This is a genomic window from Pseudomonas sp. GM17, from assembly GCF_000282175.2.
Lineage (GTDB): Bacteria > Pseudomonadota > Gammaproteobacteria > Pseudomonadales > Pseudomonadaceae > Aquipseudomonas > Aquipseudomonas chlororaphis.
Window position 1 is genome coordinate 3,443,475 of the sequence record NZ_CP124732.1, and the last position, 26,233, is coordinate 3,469,707.

26 protein-coding genes are annotated in these 26,233 nt (G+C 64.0%); 5 read left to right on the forward strand and 21 right to left on the reverse strand.

The window, feature by feature from the left end; genetic code table 11:
• Positions 1-219: 219 nt before the first annotated feature.
• From PMI20_RS15505 to PMI20_RS15550, 10 genes are all read right to left on the reverse strand, one after another.
• A complete protein-coding gene (locus tag PMI20_RS15505; RefSeq protein ID WP_007925646.1) occupies positions 220-1,587 on the reverse strand; it encodes a sensor histidine kinase in 1,368 nt (455 codons plus the stop codon).
• Positions 1,584-2,246, reverse strand: a complete 663-nt coding sequence (locus tag PMI20_RS15510; protein ID WP_007925648.1) for a response regulator — start codon at positions 2,244-2,246, stop codon at positions 1,584-1,586. The genes PMI20_RS15505 and PMI20_RS15510 overlap by 4 nt, the downstream gene beginning before the upstream one ends.
• A gap of 11 nt (positions 2,247-2,257) precedes the next feature.
• Entirely contained in the window at positions 2,258-2,902 is a 645-nt protein-coding gene (locus tag PMI20_RS15515; RefSeq protein ID WP_007925649.1) for a tetratricopeptide repeat protein, read from the reverse strand.
• Complete coding sequence (locus PMI20_RS15520; protein WP_007925650.1) at positions 2,899-3,708, reverse strand: SDR family oxidoreductase; 810 nt, start codon at positions 3,706-3,708, stop codon at positions 2,899-2,901. Before PMI20_RS15520 ends, PMI20_RS15515 begins: the two co-directional genes overlap by 4 nt.
• Positions 3,695-4,369 (reverse strand): iron-containing redox enzyme family protein, encoded by a 675-nt coding sequence (locus tag PMI20_RS15525; RefSeq protein WP_007925651.1) that lies wholly within the window; start codon positions 4,367-4,369, stop codon positions 3,695-3,697. The genes PMI20_RS15520 and PMI20_RS15525 overlap by 14 nt, the downstream gene beginning before the upstream one ends.
• Positions 4,366-5,847 (reverse strand): AMP-binding protein, encoded by a 1,482-nt coding sequence (locus PMI20_RS15530; RefSeq protein ID WP_007925652.1) that lies wholly within the window; start codon positions 5,845-5,847, stop codon positions 4,366-4,368. Before PMI20_RS15530 ends, PMI20_RS15525 begins: the two co-directional genes overlap by 4 nt.
• The gene (locus PMI20_RS15535; protein ID WP_007925653.1) at positions 5,837-6,517 is read right to left on the reverse strand and encodes a thermostable hemolysin; all 681 of its coding nucleotides are present in this window, start codon (positions 6,515-6,517) and stop codon (positions 5,837-5,839) included. Before PMI20_RS15535 ends, PMI20_RS15530 begins: the two co-directional genes overlap by 11 nt.
• 155 nt (positions 6,518-6,672) lie before the next feature.
• Positions 6,673-8,061, reverse strand: coding sequence for an MBL fold metallo-hydrolase RNA specificity domain-containing protein (locus PMI20_RS15540; protein WP_007925655.1), 1,389 nt, complete (start codon positions 8,059-8,061; stop codon positions 6,673-6,675).
• A gap of 97 nt (positions 8,062-8,158) precedes the next feature.
• Complete coding sequence (locus PMI20_RS15545; protein ID WP_007925656.1) at positions 8,159-9,079, reverse strand: universal stress protein; 921 nt, start codon at positions 9,077-9,079, stop codon at positions 8,159-8,161.
• 169 nt (positions 9,080-9,248) lie between these two features.
• Positions 9,249-10,139 carry a universal stress protein gene (locus PMI20_RS15550; protein WP_007925658.1) on the reverse strand — a complete coding sequence of 297 codons (891 nt, stop codon included), beginning with the start codon at positions 10,137-10,139 and terminating at the stop codon, positions 9,249-9,251.
• Between the two features lie 329 nt (positions 10,140-10,468).
• Here PMI20_RS15550 and fnr point away from each other — a divergent pair, with 329 nt between their 5' ends.
• Positions 10,469-11,215 (forward strand): fumarate/nitrate reduction transcriptional regulator Fnr, encoded by a 747-nt coding sequence (gene fnr, locus PMI20_RS15555; protein ID WP_007925660.1) that lies wholly within the window; start codon positions 10,469-10,471, stop codon positions 11,213-11,215.
• Between the two features lie 23 nt (positions 11,216-11,238).
• Positions 11,239-12,222, forward strand: coding sequence for a zinc-dependent alcohol dehydrogenase family protein (locus tag PMI20_RS15560; protein WP_007925662.1), 984 nt, complete (start codon positions 11,239-11,241; stop codon positions 12,220-12,222).
• A 12-nt stretch (positions 12,223-12,234) separates the two neighbouring features.
• Here the strand turns inward: PMI20_RS15560 and PMI20_RS15565 are convergent, their stop codons facing one another.
• Positions 12,235-13,131, reverse strand: a complete 897-nt coding sequence (locus PMI20_RS15565) for a universal stress protein (RefSeq protein ID WP_007925664.1) — start codon at positions 13,129-13,131, stop codon at positions 12,235-12,237.
• Positions 13,132-13,353: 222 nt separating this feature from the next.
• On the opposite strand from PMI20_RS15565, the gene PMI20_RS15570 reads away from it, so the two are divergent.
• Positions 13,354-13,917, forward strand: coding sequence for a GNAT family N-acetyltransferase (locus PMI20_RS15570; RefSeq protein ID WP_007925666.1), 564 nt, complete (start codon positions 13,354-13,356; stop codon positions 13,915-13,917).
• A 56-nt stretch (positions 13,918-13,973) separates the two neighbouring features.
• Here PMI20_RS15570 and PMI20_RS15575 read toward each other — a convergent pair whose 3' ends face one another.
• The 4 genes from PMI20_RS15575 to PMI20_RS15590 all read right to left on the reverse strand — a co-directional run bounded on the left by PMI20_RS15575 (position 13,974) and on the right by PMI20_RS15590 (position 17,637).
• A complete protein-coding gene (locus tag PMI20_RS15575) occupies positions 13,974-14,891 on the reverse strand; it encodes a universal stress protein (RefSeq protein ID WP_007925667.1) in 918 nt (305 codons plus the stop codon).
• 106 nt (positions 14,892-14,997) lie between these two features.
• A complete protein-coding gene (locus PMI20_RS15580) occupies positions 14,998-16,236 on the reverse strand; it encodes an MgtC/SapB family protein (protein ID WP_007925668.1) in 1,239 nt (412 codons plus the stop codon).
• A 43-nt stretch (positions 16,237-16,279) separates the two neighbouring features.
• Complete coding sequence (locus PMI20_RS15585) at positions 16,280-16,522, reverse strand: hypothetical protein (RefSeq protein WP_037034661.1); 243 nt, start codon at positions 16,520-16,522, stop codon at positions 16,280-16,282.
• Positions 16,523-16,563: 41 nt separating this feature from the next.
• Entirely contained in the window at positions 16,564-17,637 is a 1,074-nt protein-coding gene (locus PMI20_RS15590; protein ID WP_007925669.1) for an NAD(P)-dependent alcohol dehydrogenase, read from the reverse strand.
• A 252-nt stretch (positions 17,638-17,889) separates the two neighbouring features.
• On the opposite strand from PMI20_RS15590, the gene PMI20_RS15595 reads away from it, so the two are divergent.
• Positions 17,890-18,822, forward strand: a complete 933-nt coding sequence (locus tag PMI20_RS15595) for a universal stress protein (protein WP_007925670.1) — start codon at positions 17,890-17,892, stop codon at positions 18,820-18,822.
• Positions 18,823-18,885: 63 nt separating this feature from the next.
• On the opposite strand, the gene PMI20_RS15600 is transcribed toward PMI20_RS15595, so the two are convergent.
• Positions 18,886-19,524, reverse strand: coding sequence for a TetR/AcrR family transcriptional regulator (locus tag PMI20_RS15600; RefSeq protein WP_007925671.1), 639 nt, complete (start codon positions 19,522-19,524; stop codon positions 18,886-18,888).
• Positions 19,525-19,653: 129 nt separating this feature from the next.
• On the opposite strand from PMI20_RS15600, the gene PMI20_RS15605 reads away from it, so the two are divergent.
• A complete protein-coding gene (locus PMI20_RS15605; protein ID WP_007925674.1) occupies positions 19,654-20,313 on the forward strand; it encodes an O-methyltransferase in 660 nt (219 codons plus the stop codon).
• A gap of 86 nt (positions 20,314-20,399) precedes the next feature.
• Here the strand turns inward: PMI20_RS15605 and PMI20_RS15610 are convergent, their stop codons facing one another.
• From PMI20_RS15610 to PMI20_RS15630, 5 genes are all read right to left on the reverse strand, one after another.
• Positions 20,400-22,184, reverse strand: coding sequence for a SulP family inorganic anion transporter (locus PMI20_RS15610; RefSeq protein WP_007925676.1), 1,785 nt, complete (start codon positions 22,182-22,184; stop codon positions 20,400-20,402).
• 42 nt (positions 22,185-22,226) lie between these two features.
• Entirely contained in the window at positions 22,227-23,048 is an 822-nt protein-coding gene (gene ppk2, locus PMI20_RS15615; RefSeq protein ID WP_007925677.1) for a polyphosphate kinase 2, read from the reverse strand.
• 87 nt (positions 23,049-23,135) lie between these two features.
• The gene (locus PMI20_RS15620) at positions 23,136-23,570 is read right to left on the reverse strand and encodes a nuclear transport factor 2 family protein (RefSeq protein WP_007925678.1); all 435 of its coding nucleotides are present in this window, start codon (positions 23,568-23,570) and stop codon (positions 23,136-23,138) included.
• A gap of 151 nt (positions 23,571-23,721) precedes the next feature.
• Positions 23,722-24,246 (reverse strand): cupin domain-containing protein, encoded by a 525-nt coding sequence (locus PMI20_RS15625; protein WP_007925679.1) that lies wholly within the window; start codon positions 24,244-24,246, stop codon positions 23,722-23,724.
• Between the two features lie 105 nt (positions 24,247-24,351).
• The gene (locus PMI20_RS15630; protein WP_007925680.1) at positions 24,352-26,232 is read right to left on the reverse strand and encodes a GldG family protein; all 1,881 of its coding nucleotides are present in this window, start codon (positions 26,230-26,232) and stop codon (positions 24,352-24,354) included.
• Position 26,233: the final 1 nt, after the last annotated feature.

A 26,233-nucleotide genomic window follows, 5' to 3' on the forward strand; every position in this document is an offset into this window, starting at 1 on the left:
TTGATCCTGAGTACCAGACCAAGTCCTGGGCAATTTTGGGGAATGTGATCATTGGCATGACGATGAAAGCCGCTCAGCTAGCTATATCAAAAGGGACGGTAGCCCCGTCCCTTCAGATGCGTTAACTAGCCAGTGTGGCATGCATTAGCACAGGTCTTGCATCCATTGAATGGCTCACGGCAATCATTCATCAGAGATACAGAGCAATCGGCCGTCGCATTAAAAGCGACGAATCTCCAACGTCGCCCGCAGCCCGCCAGAGTGGCGATTCTCCAATCTGATCTGCCCGCCCAGGCGCGCTGCAATGGCCTGCACGATAGTCAGCCCCAACCCTGCTCCCTGAGCATTTCCGCGACTATAGAAACGCTCGAAGAGTCGCTCGCGTTCAGTCTCATCGATTCCCGGCCCCTGGTCCTCGACGGACAGTTCGTAGTGTTCCTGTTTCTTGGCCAGCCGCACCGTGATCAGTCCGTGGGGCGGCGAAAAGTTTGCTGCATTGGTCACCAGGTTGTTCAAGGCGATGTCGATGGCCGCCGCGTTGACTCTGACACGGCCGATGCCTTCGTCGACATCGAAAGCCAGCTCGAGCCCCTGGTTCAACAACCAGGGCGTCAGCTGGACCAGGCTTTCGCGAACCGTCGCCGCCAGATCGATGCAGGGTGCTGCAGGGGTGTCCGTTTGCGGTTCAATACGCGCCATCGTCAGCAACTGATTGACCAGCCGAGTGGTTCGGTCCACGCCGGCAATCAAATGCTCGAGCGATTCGCGGCGATCCTGCTCGCTCCCCTCCTCCATCAGGTTCTGCGCATGCACCCTGAGTACCGCCAATGGGGTGCGCATTTCATGGGCGGCGTCAGCGATAAAACGCCGTTCACGGCCCATGACTTCCTGAATCTGTGCCAGCACCCGGTTGAGGGCCGCCTGCATGGGCTCAAGCTCCGTGGGCAACGGCATCAACTGCAACGGTTCGAGAGAACCGGGATGCCTCGCGCGCAGCGTCGCCGCCATATCCACCAGTGGTTTCAAGCCCCAGCCGATTGCCAGCCAGATCACCGCAGCGAGCATCAGGCTGCCAAGCAGATTAGGGACGACGGTGTGACGAACAATCCGGTCAACCAGGTCGGCGCGTACATCGTCCCGCTCGCCGACCCATATCTTTAGGCCGTACTGCGTGTCATCAAGGGTGAATGCCCGCCATTTACGGCTATTCGGATCAGTCACGTCGCTGAAGCCGGGCGCGGCCGACGCCGCTGAAAAGACCGGCGCGCTCAAGGTGTGAACCAACAGCTCGCCCTGGGCGTTCCAGACCTGGAACGCGATCTTGCTTTCATAGGGGTGGCCATCGACTTGGGGGACGGCCTGGCCCAGCGCCTGGTTGAACGCCTGATACAGCTCGGCGTGCTCCTTGCTGGCCATCGGCATGCGCATGATCCCTTGCAGCAGGCGAGCATTCTGAGCCAGCTGGGCGTCGTAGACCTCGTCTATTTCATGATTGCTGTCGTGAAGGTTGAGTACGGTCATGATCAACAGGCCAAGGAATAGCAGCCCGAGGATCAACGTCAGGGTACGACGCCTGATAGAGGTCATGGGCGGCCTTCCACCAGGTAACCGACGCCGCGGACGGTGCGGATGAGGTGGCTGGAGAACTTCTTGCGCAGGTGGTGGATATGTACTTCCAGGGTGTTGCTTTCCGCTTCCTCGCTCCAGCCGTAGAGCAACTGCATCAGGTGATCGCGGGTGATCACGCGGCCAGGCGGCGACAACAATTCGTGGAGCAGTTGGTATTCCTTGGGGGTCAGGGCCACCGGTTCGCCCTGGTAGCTGACTTGCTGGGTACCGGGGTTCAGGCTGATGCCTGCATGCTCGATCAGCATCTGGGCGCGGCCGGCGCTGCGCCGCAGCAAGGCGCGCAGGCGCGCCTTGAGTTCGGCCAGGTCGAAGGGTTTGATCAGGTAATCGTCGGCCCCGGCGTCGAGCCCGGCGATGCGGTCTTCCGTGGCATCCCGGGCGGTGAGGATCAGCACCGGGAGGTTGGAGCCACTGTCACGCAGGCGTCGCAGCACATCCAGGCCGTCCATGCGCGGCAGGCCGAGGTCGAGCACCGCCAGATCAAAGGTTTCGCTGAGCAGCGAATGCAAGGCGCTGCCGCCGTCCTGCAGCCAGTCGACGGTGTAGCCCTCGCGTTCCAGGGCATGCTGGATACCCTCGCCGAGGGCCACGTCATCCTCAATCAGTAATAAGCGCACACGGACTCCTGTCAGTTGAGTTTCTTGTTCACGTCCACCAGCAGTGCCTCGATCTCCTTGCGACGTCCGGCGTCGGCGGTTTCCCGGCCGGGTCTCGGGGCTGCCCGCAGGGCTTTTTGCAGTGCGTCGCGGGCTTCGCCGTAGCGTTTTTGACGGTAGAGATGATCACCCCAGAAGTACAGACTGTCGATGCCATCGGGGTTCACCTGCAAGGCCTGCTTGAGCAACTGCTCGGCTTTTTCCGCGTCGCCGAAACCGATGGGCCAGCCCGGCACCCGGTCGTACAGTGCGGCAAGACTCGTGTAGGCCGAGCCTTGCAGAGCCTTGGGGTCCAGGGCCATGGCCTGCTCCAGATAGCCTTTCGCCGCCTTGGCCTTGCTCAGCGCGCCGAGGCCACCCTGGGCGCCGGCCCAACTGCTGGTGACGATGCCGGACCAGATCCAGGCTTCGGCCAGCGATTGACGCTCCCGGGTGAACGCAGAAGTCTGGCTGGCCAGTTGTTCGAACGCGGCGGTGCGTTGGCCTTCCGGGATTTCGTATTGGATGTGTGCCCAGCTTTGCTGAATGCCGTTCAGGCGTTGCTGGTCGGCGGGGTCCAGCGCCCAGACGCTCTGGCTCAAGGCCCCCAGCAGCAGGCATGTGATGAGTTTTTTCATGGTTTGAGATGCTCGTTATCGGGCTTGTGGCTCAGGCGACGGATCAGCGGCAACTGTTTGCGCAGGCCTCGGTCCACCAGATTGGGCAGCAGGCTGTTGAGGCGCATGAAAAAGCGCTCCGGCCAGCCCAGGTACAGGTCACGGCGGTCACCGGCGATGGCATGGATCACCGCCGCGGCGACGGTCTGCGGATCGTCGACATTGGACTTGAGCGCGTCATTCAAGGCCCGGGCTGCGGGGCTATTCATGCTCGTATGGGTGGCCCGTGGCGCGACATACAGAACTCCGACCCGGGTGTCCGCCAGTTCCCGGCGCAGGGCTTCGGAAAACCCGCGCAAGGCAAACTTGGTGGCGCAATAGACGGCGTAACCGGGGTAGCCGATGGAACCGTAGGTCGAGCCGACGTTCACCACCATCGCGCTCTCGGCTTGCTTGAGCAGTGGCAGCAAGGTCTTGGTCAAACAGACCGGAGCGCCGATGTTCACCGCCAGCATCGCATTGACGTCGCTGTCATCGAGCTGGTCAAGCATGGCGAAGTGATTGACCCCGGCGGCATTGATCAGCAGGTTGATGCCGCCCATGGCCTGTGCAGCGGTCAGCACTTTGCGCCGGTCGGCGAGGAAAGTCAGGTCCGCCGCCACCCAGCACAGCTGGCTGGGATAGCGGGCGAGCAAAGGCTCCAGGGGCTCGCGTCGGCGCGCCACTGCCAGGACCTTGGCGCCACTGGCGCACAGGTCGCTGGCGATGGCCAGGCCAATGCCGCCGCTGGCCCCGGTCAGCACTACGCGAGCGTCAGACAGGCGCATGCAGGCTCTCCCCGCCGCGGGGCAAGCCGCGGAACATGTCGGTGTAAAGCCTGTACACCACCCTGGAGGCATGGACGACCGCAGCCTGGTCGGCCGGATCGTCGAGGGTATTCATCAGCCGGCGGTAGGTCTGCATATGCTCGATATCCAGCGAACCATGGGAGCTGAGGTAGCTGAAAGCGCTTTCCGGCAAGCCCAGGCGTTGGCGAATGCTGCCAGCGGCATGGGTGGCCAGGGCGATGCTGGTGCCCTCGAGCACATTGACCATGCCGAACAGCCCCACCGGATTGTCCCGGGCGATCAGGTCGTAGAGAAAACTGACCATCAACTCGATTGGCAAGGAGGGGCGACCGTTGCGCACCTCGTCCCTGTCGCCACCGCAGGCTTCAATGTCATCGAGCACCCATTGCTCATGGCCATACTCATCCTCGATGTACTCGCACACCGCTTTGCGCAACCACTCCAGGCGCAGTGGCAGGCGCGCGCCGCAGGCCATCATCAAGGGCACGGTGTGACGCACGTGGTAATAGGCTTGCGCCAGGAAGGCCCGGTAGCTTTCCAGGCTGACCCGGCCCTGCAGGGCATCGAGAATGATCGGCAGGTTGAACAGCTCGTTGCGTTCCTGCTGGGTAGCTTCTTGCAGCCGGTCAAAAAAACTCATGGTGCGGATTCCTCGGAAAGTACGGGTTCAGTCAGTTGCGCCCGGTAACGCTCGACAATGGCGTCGCGGCGCGGTCGGCCATTGGCGGTCAGCAGGCCATTGGCAAAGGTGAAGGGTTGATCCAGCCGGGACCAGTGGTGGACCTGGGCATAATCAGGCAAGGCCTCGTTGGCCTCGGCCACGGCGGCGGCCAGCTCGTCGTCGGTACAATCCGGGCGATGGGGCCAGAGCAGAGCATGATTGCGCGGCATGGCTTCGCCGTAGACGAAGGCCTGGGCGATATGGCGGCGTTGGGTCAACTCGGCCTCGACCCATTCCGGGTTCACGTTGCGGCCGAAACTGGTGACGAACTGATGCTTCTTGCGCCCCTTGAGGTAAAGAAAGCCATCGGGATCGAACTCGCCAAGATCGCCGCTGGGCCACCATTTATCGGCGTGCGGCGTTTCACCCAGGTACCCGAGCAAGGTCGAACCCTTGATCAGCACTTCACCGTCTTCGGCCAGGCAGACCTGCACATGGGGCAATGGCTGGCCGACACTGCCGGGGCGGTTCGCCTCCGGGCGGTTAAGGCAGACCACCGATGCGCATTCGGACAGGCCATAGCCTTCATAGACCGGCAGGCCGAGGCGTTGCGCACGCTGCAACAGCGCAGCACAAACCCGTGCCCCACCCACCGCGGCGAAACGCAGCGCGGCGGGATTGAAGGCTTTGTGCTCGGCGGCGCCGACCAGCACCTGCAACAGCTGCGGCACCAGGATCAGGCTCTGCGGCGCACGGTTGGCCAGGCAACCGAGCAGGCGCGGTACATCGACGCCACTGGCGCCCTGGATGCCCAGGGTTTTCTGGCTGGGCAGGCTCAGGGTCGCGCCGGCGTGCAAGGCGGCATAGCAACCGAGGTTTTCCAACAGGATCGCCAGCGGCAAAAGCGCAAGGTGGTGCTGCGGATCTGCCGGTTTGCTGGCCCGATCCAGCTCGCGAGCGACCCGCAGCATGCTCTCGGCGCTCAGGCACACGCCTTTTGGGGTGCCGGTGGTGCCCGAGGTGAAGGTCAGTTTGGCGGTGCCTTCCAACATCCGGTCCGGGCCACTGAAAGCGCGCCGCCAGAAGGTTGCGGTTTGCACGTATCCGGCCGCTTTCAGCTCGGCTTCCAGCTCCGGCTCGGCAATCACCCACCCGGCCTGGCTCTGTTCCAGGCAATGGGCCCGTTGGGCCGGGCTGAAGAACGGCGGCAATAGCACGCAAGTCAAGCCTTCGAACAACACGGCCAGGTCCCAGAGCATGGCTTCGACGCCGTTGTCCAGGGCCAGGGCAACCACCTTGGCGCCTTCGTCGCGCAAACGCTGCTGGCGCTGCATCACTTGTGCGTACAGCGTGGCGTAGTCCAGCTTCAGGTGATCGCCCCACAAGGCAACGGCATTGGGCCGGTGCTTGGCATGGTCACGTAGCGCCTGCTTGAAGCGTTCCTTTTCATGCGACATGGCTGGCCTGCGCAAAAGACGACGGCAACCCGAGGCGATCGAACATCCCGATGTTGCGCAGATGAATGAAGCCGGCGCGAATGTTGCCGACGTGTACCCAAGGCTTGCTCTCGTAATAGCTGCCCCAGCTGTGCCGTTCATCACCCAGCCGCTGTGGGTCGGCGGCACAGAGGGTCACGGGTTTCAGGCCCAGGCGATGAAAGCTGTTCACCAGGCCGATGTTGCCGGTGAACGCCACCCATTCCAGGTCCCCCATGGCCAGCAAATAGGTCATGGCGATGATGCTCAGCCGTGCACTGCCCGTGTCGCTGGCGGCCAGGTTGCCGACTTCGACGATGCCCGCCCGGTCCACGGCACGATTGGCGGCTGCACTGATCAATGGCTCGATCGGATCGTCCAGATAGCGCTCCAGGAACAGCTGCTCATGACCTGCCAGGCGCACGCCGGCCACTGCACAGAGCTCGCCCGATGCGTTGTTGCTCATGCCAAACAGCTGTGGCATGAAATGACGGATGTCGGCACCGTGGGCCTTGCGAAAACGGCGCTGGATAAAGGCTTCGAAAAGCGGACGCTGAGGCTCGTCCGGCAAGGCCCTGGCAAGACACATCGGCGGCGCTTCGATTTGGCCGAAGTGCAAAGGCAGAGCGATGTGCCAGTCGTGATCAGGCATGGATGGATGCCTCCCTGGGTAAGTTCGGGAGGAGTATCGGTGGCGTTTCTTAACGGAATCTGAAGGTGGCGAAACAATCCGGCAGGACGGCTGGGGCGACTTGAAGCCGGGCCAGTTTGCCCCTTGCCGGGAAACCGGCAAGGGGCTTTTTGCTGTCAGGACGGCAGATGTGGGGGCTGGTCGATAAGGGAAAGCTCGACGCTGTCGCGATACTCCGGCACCGAGACCGACCATCCCAGCTCCTGGCTGATGCGCCGGCGCAGCACGTCCGAGGCGTTGGGTTCGCCGTGCACCACAAAGGTGTGCTTCGGTGGCCGCTTGAACCCGCGCAGCCACTGCATGATTTCATCGGCGTCGGCGTGCGCGGACAAGGTTTCCATCGGCACTACTTCGGCGCGGATTGGCACATCCTTGCCGTGGATACGCACCGACTCGGCGCCCGCGACTATCTGCGCGCCGCGGGTGCCACCGGCCTGGAAGCCCGGCACCAGCAACGTATTGATCGGGTTGGGGGCCAGCGCCTTGAGGTGGTGAACCACCCGGCCACCGGTGGCCATGCCACTGGCGGCGATGATCACCGCGGGCGTGCGTTGCAGATCCAGGTTGATCGACTCCTGGGTCGTGCGCACGAAATGCGCGACATGGCACATGCCTTCACACTCTTCCTGGGAGAGACGGTGCTCACTGCGAAAACGCTGGTACAGGCGCGTGACATCGGTGGCCATGGGGCTGTTGAGGTAGATCGGCAGGTCGGGAATCGCACGTTTCTGCAGCAGCCGGTACAGGTGATACATCAGCAATTGCGCGCGCCCGACCGCAAACGACGGTACCAGCGTGATGCCGCGGCGCATCGCGGTGCGGGTGATGACCTGTGCCAGTTGCTCCTCCGGCGACTCGACAGGGTGCCGACGATCGCCGTAGGTCGATTCCACCAGCAGATAATCGGCCTGTTCGATGGTTTCCGGGGCGAACATCAAAGGGTCGTTGGGTCGCCCCAGGTCCCCGGAGCACACCAGCGTGACGCCGCCGGCCACGACTTCCACCGTGGCCGCGCCAAGAATATGCCCGGCGCAGCGCAGCTGGATGCTCATACCCGGGACGATATCGACCCGATGGTGCAACTCCAGCGGCCGCAGCAGCTTCAGGGCACGTTCCGCGTCCTGCTCGGTATAGAGCGGCAGCGCCGGGGTGTGTTTCGAGTAACCATGGCGATTGGCGAACTCAGCCTCTTCCTCCTGCAGGCGGCCACTGTCGCGCAACAGGATTTTCACCAGCTCACAGGTGGCGGCCGTGGCATACACCGGGCCTCGGTAACCGTTGCGCGCCAATACCGGCAGGTAGCCGCTGTGATCCAGGTGGGCATGGGTCAGGACAATGGCGTCCAGCTCGCGAACCGGTAGCTGGAACGGGTCCCAGTTATGCAGGCGCAACTGCTTGTAGCCTTGGAACAGGCCGCAATCGATCAACACGTGCTGGCCTTCATGCTCCAGCAGGTACTTGCTGCCGGTGACTGTGCCAGCCGCGCCGAGAAATGACATTCGCATGGCTGTCTCCTTGAACCTTCATGGGAGGGCTATTGATCGCTCCTTTCGCCCTGGCGACCGTTGACTTTTATCAACCGTGGCTGTGCCCACGGTCATTTCAGCCGGTCTCGGCGGGCGGTTTGACCAGCATCAGGCTGCAGGGGGCATGGCGCAGCAGGCGCTCGGCGGTACTGCCGACGAACATCTCGACGCCGTGGCGGCAGGCCGTGCCCAGCACAACCATGTCGAAGGCGTTCCTGCGGGCAAAATGCTCGATCGCCTGATGGGGAATGCCGGCCAGCAAATGTCGGCGGCCCTCCTCGATGCCATAACGCTCGGCAAGCAGATCGAAGGCCTCTTGCTGGGCATCGTTGACCGCATCCCGCAAGCTGGTGTCGAGGCTCGAGGTCGGCACACTCGTCACCGCGTCACCCACCACCGACCAGTTGCTGACATTGAGCAGGTGCAAGGTCGCACCGCAGGACGTTGCCAGCGTCGAGGCCAGGTCGAGAATCCGTTCGTTGAGCCCATGGGTCAGCGCTTCCAGGTGGGACTGGTCGATGGCGGCGAGGATCTTCAGCGGCTTGGGGTTTTCCGCGCGGCTGACCAGGTGCAAGGAAGCGGGACAATCACGCAGCAACAGCCAGTCCAGAGGCCGATGGAAGACCCGGTCGAGTGCCGGCACCCGTTGCACATCCTTGATCACCAGGTCCGGGTGGAAGTCGTTCACGTACTCAAGCACGTGGGCCGGGCTCAACCTGGCCCAGACCACTTCAGTGGTCACCCGCAAGCCCTCGCAGCGTTGAAAGCGCGCCTGCTGTTCAAGCCAGTGGCGGTGCACCTGCAGGTAACCTTCCCGGGCCTGGCTCATGGCGTCGTGGTCGAACAGGCCGGCCACCGCCAGCGCGTTGACATGATCGAAAGCGACAATGTGCAACATCGCACCGGTTGCGCTGGCCAGCGCCTGCGCCCGGTCGAATGCCGGGGTGCGGGTCATCTCGATTGGGGCAATGAGCAATAAACGCTGGATTCTCGACATCGCACACCTCGTCCTGGTAACGCTTCACCTGCCTTACCGCAAGCCCGGCTTCCTGCCGGAGCCTTGGTACCCTTGCCGATGGGTCATCGGCGATGCGCGGCGCCCGATCCCGGCCAGGGCCGCGCCCTTCTGCCCTTGCTCTGCCCGCAGCCCGCTCCGGTGCCCTCCCCTAGACCGCCAGAACGCTGCAAGGCGCCTGATACAGAATATGTTCGATCGTGCTGCCCACCAGCTTGGCCAGCCCGCGGGACTGGTTCCTGCCCATCACGATCACATCCACATCCTGGGCGTGGGCAAACTCGCTCAGCACCGAGACGGGTGGGCCCTTGATGAAGTGTCGACAGTCGGCAGGCACGCCGAAGCGCTCGGCCAGTGCGAGGAAGGATTGTTCCAGATCCTCGCGCAGCTTGCGGGTAAGGTCCGCCAGGGTCAGACCGACGCCGCTCATATTTTCCAGAAAGGCCGCGGAGATATCACAGGCGTACAGCAGGTGCAGATCGGCATCGCACTGCAAGGCGAGACTGGAAGCCTCATGGATGATCCGCTCATTGAGTTCGTTGTCCGCAGGCTTGGTGTCCGACACTTCGACCGCGGCCACGACTTTGCGCAGCAAGAGGCTGCCATTCCCGCCAGTCAGGTACACCGGTATCGGGCAATGGCGCAGCAAGTGCCAGTCCAGGGGGGTAAAGAGCGCGCGCCTGAGCCGCGGCTCATGCTCTATCTGCTTGATCAACAGGTCGGGCTGCATTTCTACGACATGGTCGAGGATGCCTTGCTGCATGTCATCGACCCATGCCACCTCCATCGTCACGGCCAGCCCCTGGCCGTGCAAGTCTTCTACCTGGGCCTTGAGCCAGTCGCGATGGTCCTGCAAGTAGCTTTCCCGGGCCTGTTGGCGATCGCCCTCTTCGAGCAACCACAGAATATCCAGCGACCTCATCAAGGCCGCGATATGCAGGCTCGCGCCGCTGGCCCGGGCCAGGGCCGCGGCGTGATCTATGGCATGGGAATGGCGTTGAGCCGGGTTGATGATCAGCAACAACCGTTGGTACTGGCTCATGATCGACCTCCAGACAGGTGGGCTTCGATGCCAGGTGCCCGTTGATGAAGGCAGCCGCTGCGCCCTCGCGGGATCGGCATCAGTGTCGACCCAGACTCCTCCCTGCGCGCCTCCAGGGTTCTGATCTATGTCAGATCCCCGCGCGAGGCGCCGAAAAGCGCCCCTGCGCAGATAAACCTGAGGACCCGCCCCTGGCGCGTCCTGCCTGAGCTCGATGAGGGGGCAGGTGTTTTTCCCATTCGTCGCCTGCTTTTCGCCAGCAGCCGAGCGGCCCGCCCTGGCAAGGCACAGGAACTATGCTTCACCCATCTGGAAAGGGGTCTCATGGCATGCCAGACACCCGAGCGTCTCCCAATCCTCATCTCAAGGCTGCCTGTGCCAACTGCAGCGTCCTGGAGCTGTGCCTGCCGCTGGGCCTGAGCGGGGCGGAGATCGAGCGCCTGGACACCCTGATCGTGCAACGCTTCAAGGTCAGGAAAGGCGTCGCCCTCTATCGCGCCGGCGATCCCTTGCGCTCGCTGTATGCGGTCCGCATAGGCTCGTTCAAGACCAGCATGGTTTCAATCGACGGTCGTGAACAGGTCACCGGCTTTCAGATATCGGGTGAGATGCTTGGTCTGGATGCCATCAGTGCCGACGAACACGCCTGCAGCGCGTTCGCCCTGGAGGACAGCGAAGTCTGTCCCATCCACTTCGCTCAACTGGAGAAACTCGCCCAGGACTTGCCATCCTTGCAACACAGCCTGAACAAACTCCTGAGCCGAGAAATCGTCCGCGATCACAGCATGTTGATGCTGATGGGCAATATGAACTCCGACGAACGCCTGGCGGCCTTCCTGCTGAACCTGTCGCAACGCCTGAGCCTGCGAGGCTACTCGTCCAGGGACTTCATCCTGAAAATGCGCCGCGAGGAGATCGGCTCCTACCTGGGGCTGAGGCTGGAAACCATTTGCCGGGGCATCGCGCACCTGCGGGACCAGGGGCTGGTGGAAATTTCCGGGCGGGAAGTCAAGGTCCTGAACCTGGAGGGGCTCAAGCAATTGGTCGCAGGTTGCCACCGCTCGGCCCTGCGCTGACCCTGCACGTCCGGAGAATCGTCATGCGCGCTATGGTCCTGCATACCCCCGGCGAGCCGCTGCGACAGGAACAACGCCCGGTCCCGACACCCGGCCCCCAGCAACTGCTGATCAAAGTCCTGGCCTGCGGCGTCTGCCGCACCGACCTGCACCTGGTCGATGGCGAGTTGCCCCAGGCGCTGCTGCCACGGGTGCCCGGCCATGAAATCGTTGGCCAGGTGACCGCGGTGGGTGCAGACGTCGCGCCCGGCTGGATCGGCCAGCGAGTGGGCGTTCCATGGCTCGGCTGGACATGCGGCGAATGCGCGTTCTGCCGCACCGGCCGGGAAAACCTGTGCGACCAGGCGCAATTTACCGGCTGTCACCTGGACGGCGGCTACGCCGACTACACGGTCGCCGACGCCCGTTTCTGCCTGCCGATTCCCGAAGCGCTCCCGGCCACCCAGGCCGCGCCGTTGCTGTGTGCCGGGCTGATCGGTTTTCGGGCGCTGCGGATGGCCGGGAACGCGCGCCACCTGGGCCTCTACGGTTTCGGAGCGGCAGCGCACCTGGCGATTCAGGTGGCGTTGGGCCGGGGGCAGCAGGTGTATGCCTTCACCCGGCCCGATGACCGCGCGGGCCAGGACTATGCCCGCTCGCTGGGGGCCCGTTGGGCCGGTCCCTCGGATCAAGCACCGCCGCACCCGCTCGATGCCAGCCTGATCTTCGCCCCCGTCGGCTCGCTGGTGCCGGCGGCGCTGGCCGTCACGGTCAAGGGCGGCTGCGTGATTTGCGCCGGCATCCACATGAGCGACATCCCGGCATTCCCTTACCGACTGCTCTGGGGCGAACGCAGCGTGCGCTCGGTGGCCAACCTGACCCGTGAAGACGGCAGCGCGTTTTTCGCAGAATTGCAGCACACCCCCGTCCACTGCGACGTCACCTGCTTCGCCCTGGAGGATGCCAATCAAGCCCTGGAGCGCCTGCGGGCCGGTCAGTTCAACGGGGCGATCGTGCTCACTCCGTGACGCCCGAACCGTTCACCTGACCGCCAGAATACTGCCCGGCACCGAGTACAGCGCCCGTTCGGTCGTGCTGCCGATCAAGCGGTCGATCCCCACCCGATGCACAGTCCCCATCACCACCACATCGGCCAGGTACTGCTCGACGAAATCGCCGATCGCAGGCACCGGCGGGCCCGACACGAAGTGCCGGCGTTCCGGCGCAATGGCGTAGCGCTCCGCCAGGGTGACAAACGCCAGGTGCAAGGACTCACGCAGCTCTTCGACGACGTCCATGCCCCAGCCACCGCTGACCAGCGGTGCATCGCCATTGAAGGCCGGCGACAGGTCATAGGCGTACAGCAGGTGCAGTGGCGCATCGCATTGCAGGGCCAGGACGTTGGCCGTCTGGATGATGGTGTCGTTCAGGCCGCTGATCTGGGTCGGTGGATCGAATGGGTCCACCGCCGCCACGACCCGGTGCGGCAATCCGTAACGGGCCTGATTGACCAGATGCACGGGGATCGGGCACTCACGCAGCAGATGGCAATCCAGGGGCGTGATGAATACTCGCTTGAGCAGCGGTTCCAGGCTGACATCCTTGATCAGCAGGTCCGGACCGAGCTCCTCGACCGTCTTCAGGATGTCCAGCAGCGGATGGGTGGTGAACAACACGTCGACCGTCGCTTCCAGCCCCAGGTCGCCGAGCCGCTGGGTTTCTTCGGCCACCCATCGGCGATGGCGACGCAGATAACGCTGATAGCCCGCCTCGTCGATTCTCTCTTCCCACAGATGCACCACCGGCGCCGGCTCGGCGAAACCGCGTACATGCAGCGCAGCCCCGCTGGCCTTGGCCAGCGCGACAGCCCGCAGCGAGGCTGGCGACTGATGCAGGGTTGGATCGGCGATCAGCAGCAAACGTTGGTAATGCCCCATCACACACCTCGCTCAGGCACCGGTCGAACAGGCCGGCATAGACCTAGAGTGCGCCTTGTCCGCCGGCAAGCGCCTTGATGTACATCAGATCCCACTCGATGAGCGACGCCTGTCGCCGGTGTCTGATCCAGATCAGATCCGCCTGTCATCAGCGGGGTAAAACGAAGCGAACCGCGTGTGCCCTGCCGCGCGGCCCCTTTCGGCCGTATGGAGAACCCCATCATGCTCACTGTCAAAAACCACAACGAACGGGCCGCCGCCGTCTACGCCGCGGTCCCCGGAGAACACTGGATCGAAACGCTGAAGGATGGCCATCATGTGCTGATCCGGCCACTGGCGGAAAAGGACCGCGAGCGGGAGTACGCCTTTATCAGGCGCCTGTCTCCCGAATCCAGGCACATGCGTTTCCTCGCCCAGATCAACGACCCCAGTGGCGCCCTGCTCGATCAGTTGATGTACACCGATGGCAAGCAGCACATGGCCTACGTCGCGCTGGCTCACGAGAACGGACAACTGATCGAGATCGGTATCAGCCGCTACGCCGCCACGGGCGAGCACGAATGCGAATGCGCGGTAACCGTCGCCGACGAATGGACGCACCTGGGCCTGGGAACCTTATTGATGGAGCATCTGATCGAGGCTGCCCGCAAGAACGGCTTTCGCCAGATGTATTCGATCGACGCCGCCAGCAATGCGCCCATGCGCGACCTGGCCAAGGCCCTGGGTTTCGAACGGAGTCACGATCCCGACGACAGCCGCCAGGTCATCCATCGCCTCCACCTGTAAACCAGCGCCCCGTGGCGTACCGGCCAGCGGGCCGCCACGGGCGATTCAATCCTCAATCAAAGCGTCTTGTCCGGTTTTATCGCCAGCACGCTGCACGGAGCCCGGTGCAAAAGCTGCTCGGCGGTGCTGCCCAAGAGTTTTTTCAGTCCCTTGTGCTGCACGGTTCCCATGACAATGACGTCAGTCCGGTGGGCAGTCGCAAAGTCACAGATACACGACAGCGGCGTACCCTCGATGAAATGGCGACGCTCTGGAGGCACGCCATGGCGTTCGGCCAGCGCTGCGAATGCCTCGAATTGCGCCTCGCCCAACACTTCGTAGATCCCGACGCTCAGCGGCAGCACGCCAACCCCCATGTCCTGGGCATACACCGCGGCCCAGTCATACACATGCACCAGCTCGAGTGCCGCGGCACATTGCCCGGCCAGCTTTACCGCGGCGTCGATAATCTGGTCGTTGAACACCCTGTCCTGCTCATCGCTGCGCAGCACATCGACGATGGCCAGTACGTTGCGTGGCCGTGGGTTGAGAGCATTGGTCACCAGGTGCACCGGTACCGGACAGTCCCGTAGCAACTGCCAATCCAGGGGAGTGAAAAACACGCGCTTCAAGGCAGGCTCTTCTTCGGCATCCTTGACGATCAGGGCCAGGGGCATCTCATTGACGAAGTGCAGGATTTCTTCGAACGGATGCTGCACCCAGAGCACTTCGCGGGTGACCTCGATCCCCTGTTCGCTCATCGAGCAAGCCTGCTCGTCAAGCCATTGCCGATGGCTTTGCAGATACCCGTCCCGGGCCTGGGCGATCTGTTCGGGCGCGAACAGGCCGGCCACCGCCAGCGCCTGCAGATAATCGAAGGCCACGATATGCAAGGGTAACTGCATCGCCCGGGCCAACGCCGCGGCGCGGTCGAATGCCGGTGTGCGGGTCATGGCGGGAGGGGCAATGAGCAGTAAACGCTGGGTCTGCGACATAAGGCACCTCGGCACGCGGCCATCTCAGAACACGGAATGGAATTGCAGATTGAGCGTTCCCGGGCCGGGTGACTTGATCTTTGTCAGCTACCCGAAGCGACAGGTTTCAGTACAGCCAGATGCCGGCCCACATCGCCAGCGTCAGCAATACCTGGCCGGGAATGACATAGGCGGCGAAGCGACGCCCGCCACTGACCCAGGCCACCAGGCATTTGCTCAGGGAATTGCTGCTGACCGCGATCAGCACGGGCGCGGCGATGGCCTGGAACGGCAACTGGCCGGATTTGGCCAGGGAGGCTATCGACGCTGTCGAGGAATGGGCGTCGGCAAAGCCGCTAAGGGTCGCGGTCACCATCACCCCGACTTCGCCAAAGTGACTCAGCATCACCGACGACAGGAAGGTGATACCCGTCATGGCCAGCGTGACGAGCAAGGCCAGCTTGAGGTTGAACGCGCCGCCGACCTTGATCGGCTGGTGGGCGCCCTGGGCCGGCGTGGGGAACATCAGGCACAGGCCATACAATGCCGTGGCGGCAGCGCCGGCGAACAGCGGCCCCCACATAGGGTGCAGCAGACCGGTATCGACCGCGCCCAGGATCAGGCCCACCTGGGTCAGGGTGGCCAGGTTGGAGAACAACGCCGCCGCGCCCAGGGCCTTGATGTTGTCCGGCTCTCTGGCAGCGATATGCCCCATGGCGGCGATGGTCACCGTGCTGGAGGCGAACCCCGAAGCGATGGCACTGATCGCATAACCGTAACGAGTGCCCAGAGTGCGAACGGCGATATGCCCGACCGCACCCACGGCCATCAGCAACACGGTCAGGGTGCAGATGGTGCGCAAATTGATGGCGGCATAAGGCCCGATGTAACGATCCGGCGCCAGCGGCAGCACGACCAGTGCGGCGATCAGCAGTACCAGCCCGTCGCGCATTTCCGCTTCGCTCAATTGACTGCGGGCGAAGTGATGCAACTTTTGTCGATACGTCAGCAGCCCCGCCATGACCACGCCAATGGCAATCGCCAATTCCGGCGCCGTACTGCACATAGCCCCCAGCGCCAGCACCGTAAGCAACGCCACTTCGCTGGTCACGCCCGGGTCGCTGCCCAGGCTTCGCCAATACGCCACGGTGATCAGCAAGGCCAGGCAGATAGCCATGATCCCCAGCAACAGGGCACCACCGACCTGCATCGCCACATACCCCAGCAGCGCGGTAATGGCGAACGTGCGCAACCCCGCACAGGCACGGCTGTCTCCTCGCCCCTTGTGCCGCTCGCGCTCCAGACCGATGAGCAAGCCGATTCCCAGCGCAGCCGCCGCGCCTTCCAGGCCAAGGGTCGCGCTCATAAAGCCTCCCTGCGGACGAACCTTGCCGCCCTGGCCACGAGGGTCACTTCAGCAGGCCAGGGCAAGCCCCCTTCCTGGTAGCCGGAGCGGATCGGTCGCCGGCTGTCCGAGGGGAGGCCTCCGTCTGGCCAGGGCTGGTCGGCCAGGGGTGCGGCGCATCGATGCGCGCCCGGAGTTGACCGACGAAAGCCGTCGCGGCTTCCAGGCTGCTGAAGCCCACTGTCAGGGCATCCATGTGCACGAGCCAGCCGTGGCCTGTCGGTTTCGCTGTGATGTCGATGATCATCGATCGCCTCCGCTCAAGCACCCGCGTCGCCCGGCCGGGCATCACGGGGTAATCGCCACCTTCATGACCCCGTCCCGCTGGTGAGCGAACAACTCATAGGCGGCTTCGATATCGTCGAGTTTGAAACGGTGGGTCACCAGGGGCGACAGATCGACCCCGCCGCTTTGCACCACCGCCATCAAGCGGCGCATGCGTTCTTTGCCGCCGGGGCACAGGGTGCTGACGATGCTGTAGTCGCCCAGCCCGGCGGCGAAGGCGTCGAGGGGAATGTGCAGGTCGCTGGAATAGACACCGAGGCTGGACAACCGCCCGCCTGGCCGCAAGACGCGCAAGGCGGACTCGAAGGTGCCCTGGGTGCCCAGCGCTTCGATGGCCACGTCGACGCCACGGCCATCGGTCAGCGCCATGATCTGCTCGACCACGTTACCGCCCTTGAAGTTGACCACCTGGGTGGCTCCCAGGCGTTTGGCGACCGTCATGCGCTCGGCCACGGCATCCACGCCGATGATCTGGCTGGCACCCTTGAGCCGCGCACCGGCTACCGCGCAGAGGCCGATCGGCCCCAGGGCGAATACCGCGACGGTATCGCCGATACTGACCTCGCCACGCTCTGCCCCGGAAAACCCGGTGGACATGATATCGGGGCACATCAGCACCTGTTCGTCGCTGAGGCCGTCGGGGATCGGGCACAGATTGGCCAGGGCATCCGGCACCAGCACGTACTCGGCCTGGCAGCCATCGATGCTGTTGCCGAACTTCCAGCCGCCAATGGCGCGAAAGCCATGGCGGGTGTCCGGGCCGTCCTGGGAGGCGCAACCGCACAAGCAGGCATAACTTTGCCCGCTGGGCGTGATGGCCCCGGCAATCACCCGCTGTCCCTCGACAAAACCGCGCACCTGCGAGCCCAGCCGCTCGATGATACCCACCGGTTCATGACCGATGGTCAGGCCCTTGGCCACCGGGTACTCGCCCCGCAGGATGTGCACATCGGTGCCGCAGATCGTCGTCGTGGTGATACGCACCAGGGCATCCAGCGGCCCCACTTCGGGGATCGGCTTTTCATCGAGCACGATCCGATTCTTTTCAACGAAAATTGCCGCTTTCATGGTGGCCATGACGATCCTCCAACCTTGAGCCCGCGCTGAGCCCGGCAAGGCTTTCAGGCTGCGCCGGGAGCAAGGGCCTGGGCTTGATCATGATCAATAATTCATCAATGGGCCCCTCGCGACTGACCACACGTCAGCTGGCCCGCTCCACTGCCGGACGGGTTGATACAGATCAAGCGCGCACTGCTGGCCGCAGGCAGGATCGCAGAGGGTTTCACGGCCAAAGACGCGTTGCCGTCAATTACCCCTGGGAGAGTCGTCATGTCCGAGCAATCACGTTTCATGCTGGTCGCCTCGCCGCTGATGGAGAACAGCCCCGCCTTCGATCGGGCCGCCGCCCTGGCCAGGGCCGAAGACGCAGCCCTGCACATCGTCGCCTTCGACTACCTGGAAGGCCTGGCCACGGCCAGCCTGGTCAACGAACAGGCCCTGGAGCAGATGCGCCTGGGTTATGTCGAACGCCATCGCCAATGGCTCGAGGAACAGGCCCGCCCGATGCGCAAACTGGGGCTGACCGTCACCACTGAAGTCGTCTGGGTCGAAAGGCCCTTGCAGGAAATCCTGATCCACCTCAAGGAGCAGCCCATGGCCTTGCTGATCAAGGCACTGCAACACGAATCGCTGCTGTCGCGGGTAATGTTCACTCCCCTGGATATCCACTTGCTGCGCGAATGCCCCGTGCCCCTGCATTTTGTCAGCCATGTACAGCACGCATTGCCACGCAAGATCGTCGCAGCGGTCGACCCGTTCCATCGCGATGACCAGTACCAGGACTTCAACGACCGGATACTGCATGAGGCGACCAAACTGGCCAGCGCCTGTAACGCCGAGCTCGACGTGATCTATGCCCATGACCTGTCCTCCATCGGCGCGGACGAATTCAACTTCGACCAGAGCTCGACGTTTTTCTCGACAAGCAAGGCCAAGACCCTGTTCGACGCACAGGCCGCAGCCTTCGACGAACTGGCCGAACGCAACGGCATTGCGCCGGAACGCCAGCACATGATCATGGGCAGCCCGGCCAAGGTCCTTGCCAGTTACGTCGCAGCCTATGACATCGACGTGATTGTCATGGGCAGGGTTGGCCATCGCGGCGGCTTGGGGCGCCTGATCGGCAGCACGGCGGAGCAGCTGCTGTACCAGCTGCCTTGCAGCGCATGGGTGGTGTCGCCCCAGGTGCTGATGGCTGAATAACGCCCTTGTCAGGATGCTTGCCCGCGCGCGCCAGGCCGGCCACCTCGCGGCTTTACCAGTCAGTCAGCCCGCGCGGCGCGCCAGTTGCGTGAGGTAGGCACAGAACATGTCTGCCATTGCGTCGGCGTAGGTCTGGATCTCTGCGGCGGTGCGCGGGCTTTCTGAAAAGTCCTTGCCCACGCTGCTGAGCGTGGCGGTGATCAAGTCGCTGGCCAGCGCGCGGGTTGCCTGCGGCGCCTCGGGCAGCGCCTCCTCCATGAAAGCCTGGAAGATCCGCTCCCCTTGCGCCTTCACGGCCTGCGCTTCGGGGGCGTCGCGGTACAGCGGCGCGGCGTCGTTGAGCGCCACGCGCATCCTGGCTTCCTCGCATTCGGACTGGATAAACACCCGGACCAGCACCCGCAGCCGCTCCAGCGGGGCTTTGCCACCCTCTTCGAGGATGCCGCGCAGCATCTGCGTGGTCTGTTGCCACTCATCGCTTTGCAGGCGGAACAGGATCGCCGCCTTGTTCGGGAAATATTGATACAGCGAACCGATGCTGACGCCGGCCTTCTCGGCCACCCGCGCGGTGGTGAAACGCTGCGCGCCTTCCTTGGCCAAAACCTGAGTAGCGGCTTCCAGGATCGCCGCCACCAGCTCCGTCGAGCGTGCCTGTTTAGGCGCTTTGCGCGAGGAAACCTGCGGGGTCCGGCGGTTGCTCATGATGGCCCGACAGGGCCGCAGCCAATGCGAATAGCGCAGGGGGTCACTTGCTCATATCCTCTGAATGCGACGAATTGATCGCATTTTAGCCACGCGCCGCAAGGCGTCAACTTCGGACGGGATGCCCCCATGACCAGCACATTGACCACCTCCCCACTCGCGCCCCTGCTCGATCGCCTGTTCGAGCAGGCCGATACGGCGACCAGCCCGGCCGTCGCCGGCATCTCCCGCGAGGAACGCGAGCGCCTGATGCACAGCAAGACCGAATACCTGGATTTCTATGGCCGCCTGAAAGACCTCTGGCTGCCCGTTTCCCGCGAGACCGGCGAGCTGCTGTACATGCTGGCGCGCAGCACCCGGGCCCGGCACATCGTCGAGTTCGGCACCTCGTTCGGCATCTCGACCCTGCACCTGGCGGCGGCCATCCGCGACAACGGCGGCGGCCGCCTGATCGGCAGCGAGTTCGAGGCGTCCAAGGTGGAGCGGGCGCGCCAGCACCTGCTCGAAGGTGGCCTGGCCGACCTGGTGGAAATCCGCGAGGGCGATGCCCTGAAGACCCTGGCGGTCGACCTCCCCGAGTCCATCGACCTGTTGCTGCTCGACGGCGCCAAGGCGCTGTATGCCGATATCCTGGCCCTGGTCGAAAGCCGCCTGCGGCCGGGCGCGCTGATCGTCGCCGACAACACGGACTATTGCCCGGACTACCTGGCCCGGGTCCGTTCGCCCGCCAGTGGCTACCTGTCCGTGCCCTTCGGCGGCGACGTGGAACTGTCAATGCGGTTCGCCTGAGTCGCCCCTGGAAGACGAGGCCCCGGTCAAGATCAGGACCTGATCACCCGTGGCCTTACCAAGCCACTGAGTCGCGCCACTGCCGCTCAGCGATCCTCGCGCCCTTCCCCCTCCAGCGGATGCTGCGCGAGGTAGCTGTCGACGGCATCGCCGATGGTCGGGAAGAACGCCGCCTCGCCGAAGCGTGCGAACAGCCCGAACCGCTTCAGCTTGTCCTTGACCGGGTCTTTCATCTGGGCCACGCACAGCTTGATGCCGGCCTGGTGCAGGGTGTCGTCCAGTTCCGCCAGCATGTCGGCGGACGTCACGTCGACGCTGGTGACCGGTTCCGCCGCCACCACCAGCCAGCGCACCGGCGTTGGCGAGGCCGCCACGGCGTCCAGCACCCGGTCATGGAACAGCTCGGCATTGGCGAAGAACAACGGGGCGTCCCAACGAAACAGCACCACGCCGGGGATCAGGCGCGCGTCGGGATAGCGCGTGATGTCGTGATAACCCTTGACCCCTTCCGCCCGGCCCAGGACCGCCGAGTAAGGGCGCCAGCCATCCCACAGGAACTCGATGACGGCGATCACGATGGTCAGGCCGATGCCCTCGATCGCGCCCAGCACGGCCACGCCGATGGTGCAGACGATGGACAGCCAGCACTCCCATTGCTGGATGCGATAAATCCGCCGCAGGTCGCTGACTTCGATCAGGCCGATGGCCGATGCGATCACCACCGCGGCCAGGGCGCTGGTGGGCAGATCTTCCAGCAGGTTCGGGGCCAGCATCAGCAGCAAGGCTACGGCCAGGGCGCCTATGACTCCGCTCACCTGGGTCCTGGCGCCAGCGGCCTCGGCCACGGGGGTGCGCGACGAGCTGCTGCTGATGGCAAAGCCCTGGAAAAATCCGGCCGCCAGGTTGGCCACGCCAAGCCCGACCATCTCCTGGTTCGGGTCGACGTAGGTGCGGGTCCGCGCCGCGTAGACACGGGACAGCACGCTGGTATCGGCGAACGAAACCAAGGCCACCGCGCAGCCGCCGATCAGCACCGGGCCGATATCGGCGCGGCTGATCCAGGGGATGGCGAACGCCGGCAGGCCTTGTGGCAGAGAACCCAGGACCGACACACCGGCGGTTGCCGCAAGGTCCAGCACAGCGACAGCGACCGTCGCCGCGGTGACGGCGATCAGAATGCCCGGCACCCGCTTACTGTTCTTGAACAGCAGGATCACCGCCAGGGTCGCCGCGCCGACCATGAAGGCGGCCCAGTTGGTCCTGCCTTCCAGCACTGCTGTGGCAATGGCCCACAGGTTGCTCAGCGGCCCGTTGGCCTCGACCGAAAAACCGAAGAACTTCGGCAGTTGGCTGATCAAGACCGTCAGCGCGATGCCGTTCATGTAGCCGTAGCGGATCGGCTTGGAAAGCAGCTCGGTGACAAACCCCAGGCGCGCGATGCCGGCCAGGATGCACACCGCCCCGGCCACGATCGCCATCATCCCCGCCAGGGCGACCGCGCGCTGCGGGTCACCGCCGGACAGTGGCAGGACCACGGCGAGGATCACCGCGGCCAGCGAAGAATCCGGCCCCAGTACCAGGATCCGGCTGGGGCCGAACAGCGCATAGGCGAGCAACGGCACGATGGTCGCGTAGAGGCCATAGATGCCGGGCAGCCCCGACGCCACCGCGTAGGCAATGCCGACAGGCACCAGCACCGTGGTCAGCACCAGCCCGGCCACGAAGTCGTGACGCAACCAGGCCACGCGGTATTCGCGCAGCATACGCAGCCCCGGCAGCCAGCGGCTCCAGCGATGCTGTTCGTCGCCGGCGTCCCGGCGGGCAATCCGGCCAGGTTCCGGGACGGGCGGAGAAGACCCCGAATGGTTCATCGGACACTGGCCTTGGCGGGTAGATGGGCTTATGCCTGGTGCTCAGAACTTCTGCGGAACCCGTCGCAACGGATGGTCCGATTCCCGATAGCCGCCCGGCTTCTGGCGTTTGGGCAACACCACTTTCTCCCGTGGTACTTCCTTGTAGGGAATGCGGCTGAGCAGGTCGCTGATGATATTGAGACGCGCGCGGCGCTTGTCGTTGGAGTCGGCCACCAGCCAGGGCCCATGTTCGGTGTCGGTGGCCTTGAACATCGCGTCGCGGGCACGGGAATAGTCATACCAGCGGCTGTATGACTTGACGTCCATGGGCGTCAGCTTCCAGATTTTGCGCCCGTCCTTGATCCGTGCTTCGAGGCGGCGGGTCTGTTCTTCCTGGCTGACTTCCAGCCAGTACTTGAGCAGGATCACGCCCGAATCGACGATCGCCCGCTCCACCAGCGGCACCGCCTTGAGGAAGCCGTCCGCCTGCTCTTCGCTGCAAAAGCCCATCACCCGCTCGACACCCGCGCGGTTGTACCAACTGCGGTCGAAGATCACCACTTCGCCCGCCGCCGGCAGGTGCGGCAGGTAGCGTTGCAGGTACATCTGGCTTTTCTCGCGATCGGTCGGCGCCGGCAGCGCCACCACCCGGAACACCCGCGGGCTCAGGCGCTCGGTCAGGGCCTTGATGGTCCCGCCCTTGCCGGCGCCGTCGCGTCCCTCGAAGACGATGCAGATCTTGATGCCTTTTTCGCGCACCCACTCCTGCAGCTTGACCAGCTCCACATGCAAGCGGCGCAACTGGTCCTCGTAGTCTTTTTTGCTCAGTTTTGCGGGTTCAGCGGGAGCACCCTTGGTGGCACCCTTTTTGTTTTTTGCCATGACCGGAACCTCATGCTCGCTTTCATCGATCGCGTGAGTCTAGTCGAGGATCCGGCCTCCACAGGGCGGCCCAGCTCTCGCCGCCGCTCAGCCAGACGCCTTGCTCGCCGCCAGATAGGGCGCCAGGCGGCGCGCCATTTCTTCGCCGAGGGCCTGCAGGCCGCTCATGGGACGGACCATCACCTCGAACTCGACGATCTTGCCGGCTTCGTCGAAGCGGATCAGGTCGATGCCCTTGATCTGCCGCTCGCCAACCCGCGCGCTGAACTCCAGCACCACGCTCAGGCCATCGGCGGTGACCAGTTGACGGTGATAGGCGAAGTCGCTGAACACCTTGAACACGGTATTGAGGATGGTCGAGACCACCGGCGCACCCGGATAAGGCGTATGGGCCATGGGCGAACGGAATACCACTTTCGAATCCAGCAGGTCAGGCAAGGCGCCCAGGTCACCCTGGGCCAGCATGGCGTGCCAGCGTTGCAGGGAGGCGGCAGCCTGGGGATGCAGTTTCAGATCGGACATGGTGTTCTCCTGTCGCTTGCAAGGGGTGGATCGGGGAGCTGTCGTTCGACGGCGATTGACCGAGCCACCATAAGCGCCGGGCGCCGCGCGCAACAATGATCGCAAGTGACACTTGACTGATCGCAACGAGCAATCCGCGTGCTGGCTTTCTTCAGGGCTGGCAGAGCTGCTCGAACAATTTGGCGTGCCGCGGGAAGCGTTCGCTGAGCTGGTGCTTGCAGCCCAGCTGCATGTCCGCGTAGTCGAACCCGGGGCACACCGCTTCGCTGATCAGGCCGTAGCCCGCCGCGCCGGGCAGCAGCCGCGAGGCCTTCCATACATCGCCGGGAACGTGAAGCTGCAAGCACTGGCCGGCCCGCACGTCGCTGCCCATCACCCGGGTTTCCAGGCGGCCATCCGGGAACACCAGGCAGTATTCGAGGGCATCGCCGAGGTGGAAGTAATGCAGGATGTCGGACTGGTTCAGATGAAAGTGACCGATGGGCGAATCCCCGGTCAGCAGGTAATAGATGGAGCTCATCAAGTACCGCTGCCCGCCCGCGCTGGCGAGCATCGGCCGCTGGTCCGTCTGGAAGGTCCGGCGGTAGTAACCGCCTTCCGTGTGCGGTTCCAGATTGAGGGCGGTCAGCAGTTGTCGGGCGCTGCAAGCAGGCGTGGGCGGGAGCGGGTCAGTCATGTCGGGGTCACAGGTCGGGGAGTTGCTCCCAGCGTAGCAGCGCCTCGCCCTGGCGCTGGCCCGACCTGGCGCATGAATGGCAGGTCGGGCCCTGGTCACTTACGCTCACCGTGAGCTGGCTACCTTGCCGAGCGGCGCAGGCTTGCGCGACAGGTCCTTGCTCCGGCGCAGGTAGCGCACGACCCAGACCAGCAGCATGCCAAGGCTCAACAGCAGCGGAACCGCGGCGATATTGAGCATCTTCAAGGTCCTTCCAAGCTCATCGATATCGGCGTTCAGCTGGTATTGCACCTCGCGCAGTTCCTTGCGAATGCGGGTTTTCTCCTGCATGAACTGGCGCACCGTCGCCTGCTGTTCGGCGCTGAGGGTCTCGCCCTTGTCCGGCGAACCCTGCAACTGCTGCAGCTTGCCTTCGGTTTCCTCGAGACTCTCCTCGAGGGCGAAGCGCTTGGCGCGGAAGCTGGCTTCGGCCTGGCGGCGCAATTGCTCCACCACCACGAACGGACGACTGTAGGGGCCGCGCGAGCGCAGGCTGTTCAGGGCGTCCGAACCGGCGAGGTTGTCCAGGGTATTGAGCACGAAGGAGGCGTTGTCGGCCCATGGCCGTGCTGCCGGGCGCCCGTTGACGTCCTGCATTTCCAGCCACATCCGGTCGCTCAACAGGTCCGTATCGGCCACCACCACCAGGTTGACCTGCTGCGCCTCCTTGAGGCCGTCCTTGCGACCCTCGATGCCGTCGGCAAAGGCCGTGCTTACCGGGCCCTGCACCCGGGCGGCGATCACGTAACGCTGGCTGGGCTGTTCCTGGTCGCGCAACATCTGTTTGCGGTCGGCTGGCTTGTCGAAACGGTCCGCCTCGAAGGCCTTGGCCGAGTCGGAGCTGTACATCAGCGGGGTAAAGCGCGTGCTGGCGCCGGCCACCGGTTCGAGGATGCCGGCGGTGGTCAGGGCAATGAACTCCAGCCCGGCGGTACTCGGGTCCTGCTGGCTCAAGGCGGCTTGCGGTACACCCAGGGTGAACGGCCGCGGCAGCGGACGCCCGTCCTCCTCGGAACTCTCCAGCAAGGCATAGAGGTTGTCCCCCAGGACCTTGCCCGGCTGCATATGAATGCCCCAGGCCTTGAACAATGGCTCGAGATTGGAGGACTTGTCCTTGCTCTGGATGCCGAAGTACTCCTCGCCGGAGTCCTGTTCGCTGTAGGGATCGATGAAGGCCACCAGCTTGCCGCCGCGCAACACGAACTGGTCGATGGCGTACAGGGTCGGCTGCGAGAGTTTTTTCGGGTGCAGCAACATCAAGATGTCGACGTCTTTCGGGATGTCCTGGGTATCGGGCTTGAGCTGTTGCAGATCGAACTCCCGACGCAGCTCCTGGAGCAGCATCCACGGCTCGGTCTTGCTCTGCGTGCGGATATCGAAGCCACCGTTGGCCGGCAGACTGCTCAAAAGGCCCAGGGTCGGGCGCTTGGGGTTGGCCAGGGTCTGCAGCAAGCGGCTGATGTCGTACTCGAGAAACTCTTCCTGGTCCGGCGCGAAAAACTCGATCGCCTGGGCGTTGTTCTGCTCATCGGTACCGGCCAGGCCGAAATACACAGGCGCCCCGCCCTGCCCCAGCGGCACGGCCTGCAGGCCGAACTCGGCGGCCTTGTCCTCTTCCGCGGAAAACGGCAGCGGGTCGATGACATGCAGGCGGATCTTGCCGTCGGCCTCACGCTCGTAGACTTTGAGCAGTTCCTGGACCCGCTGGGCATAGCCGCGCATTGGCACCAGTTCCTTCGAGCCGCTGTCGGAAAAGTAGAAATACAGGTCGAGCGGTTGTTTCAGCTCCGCGAGAATCTGCCGGGTGCCGGCGCTGATGGAATAGAGCTTGTTCTGGGTCAGGTCGAGCCGGACACCGGTGAGCAGCAGCCCGGTCGCCAGGTTGAAGGCCAGGAACAGCAAGGCAATCAGCAACAGACCGGAAGTGGAATACAGCATGCGTTTCATC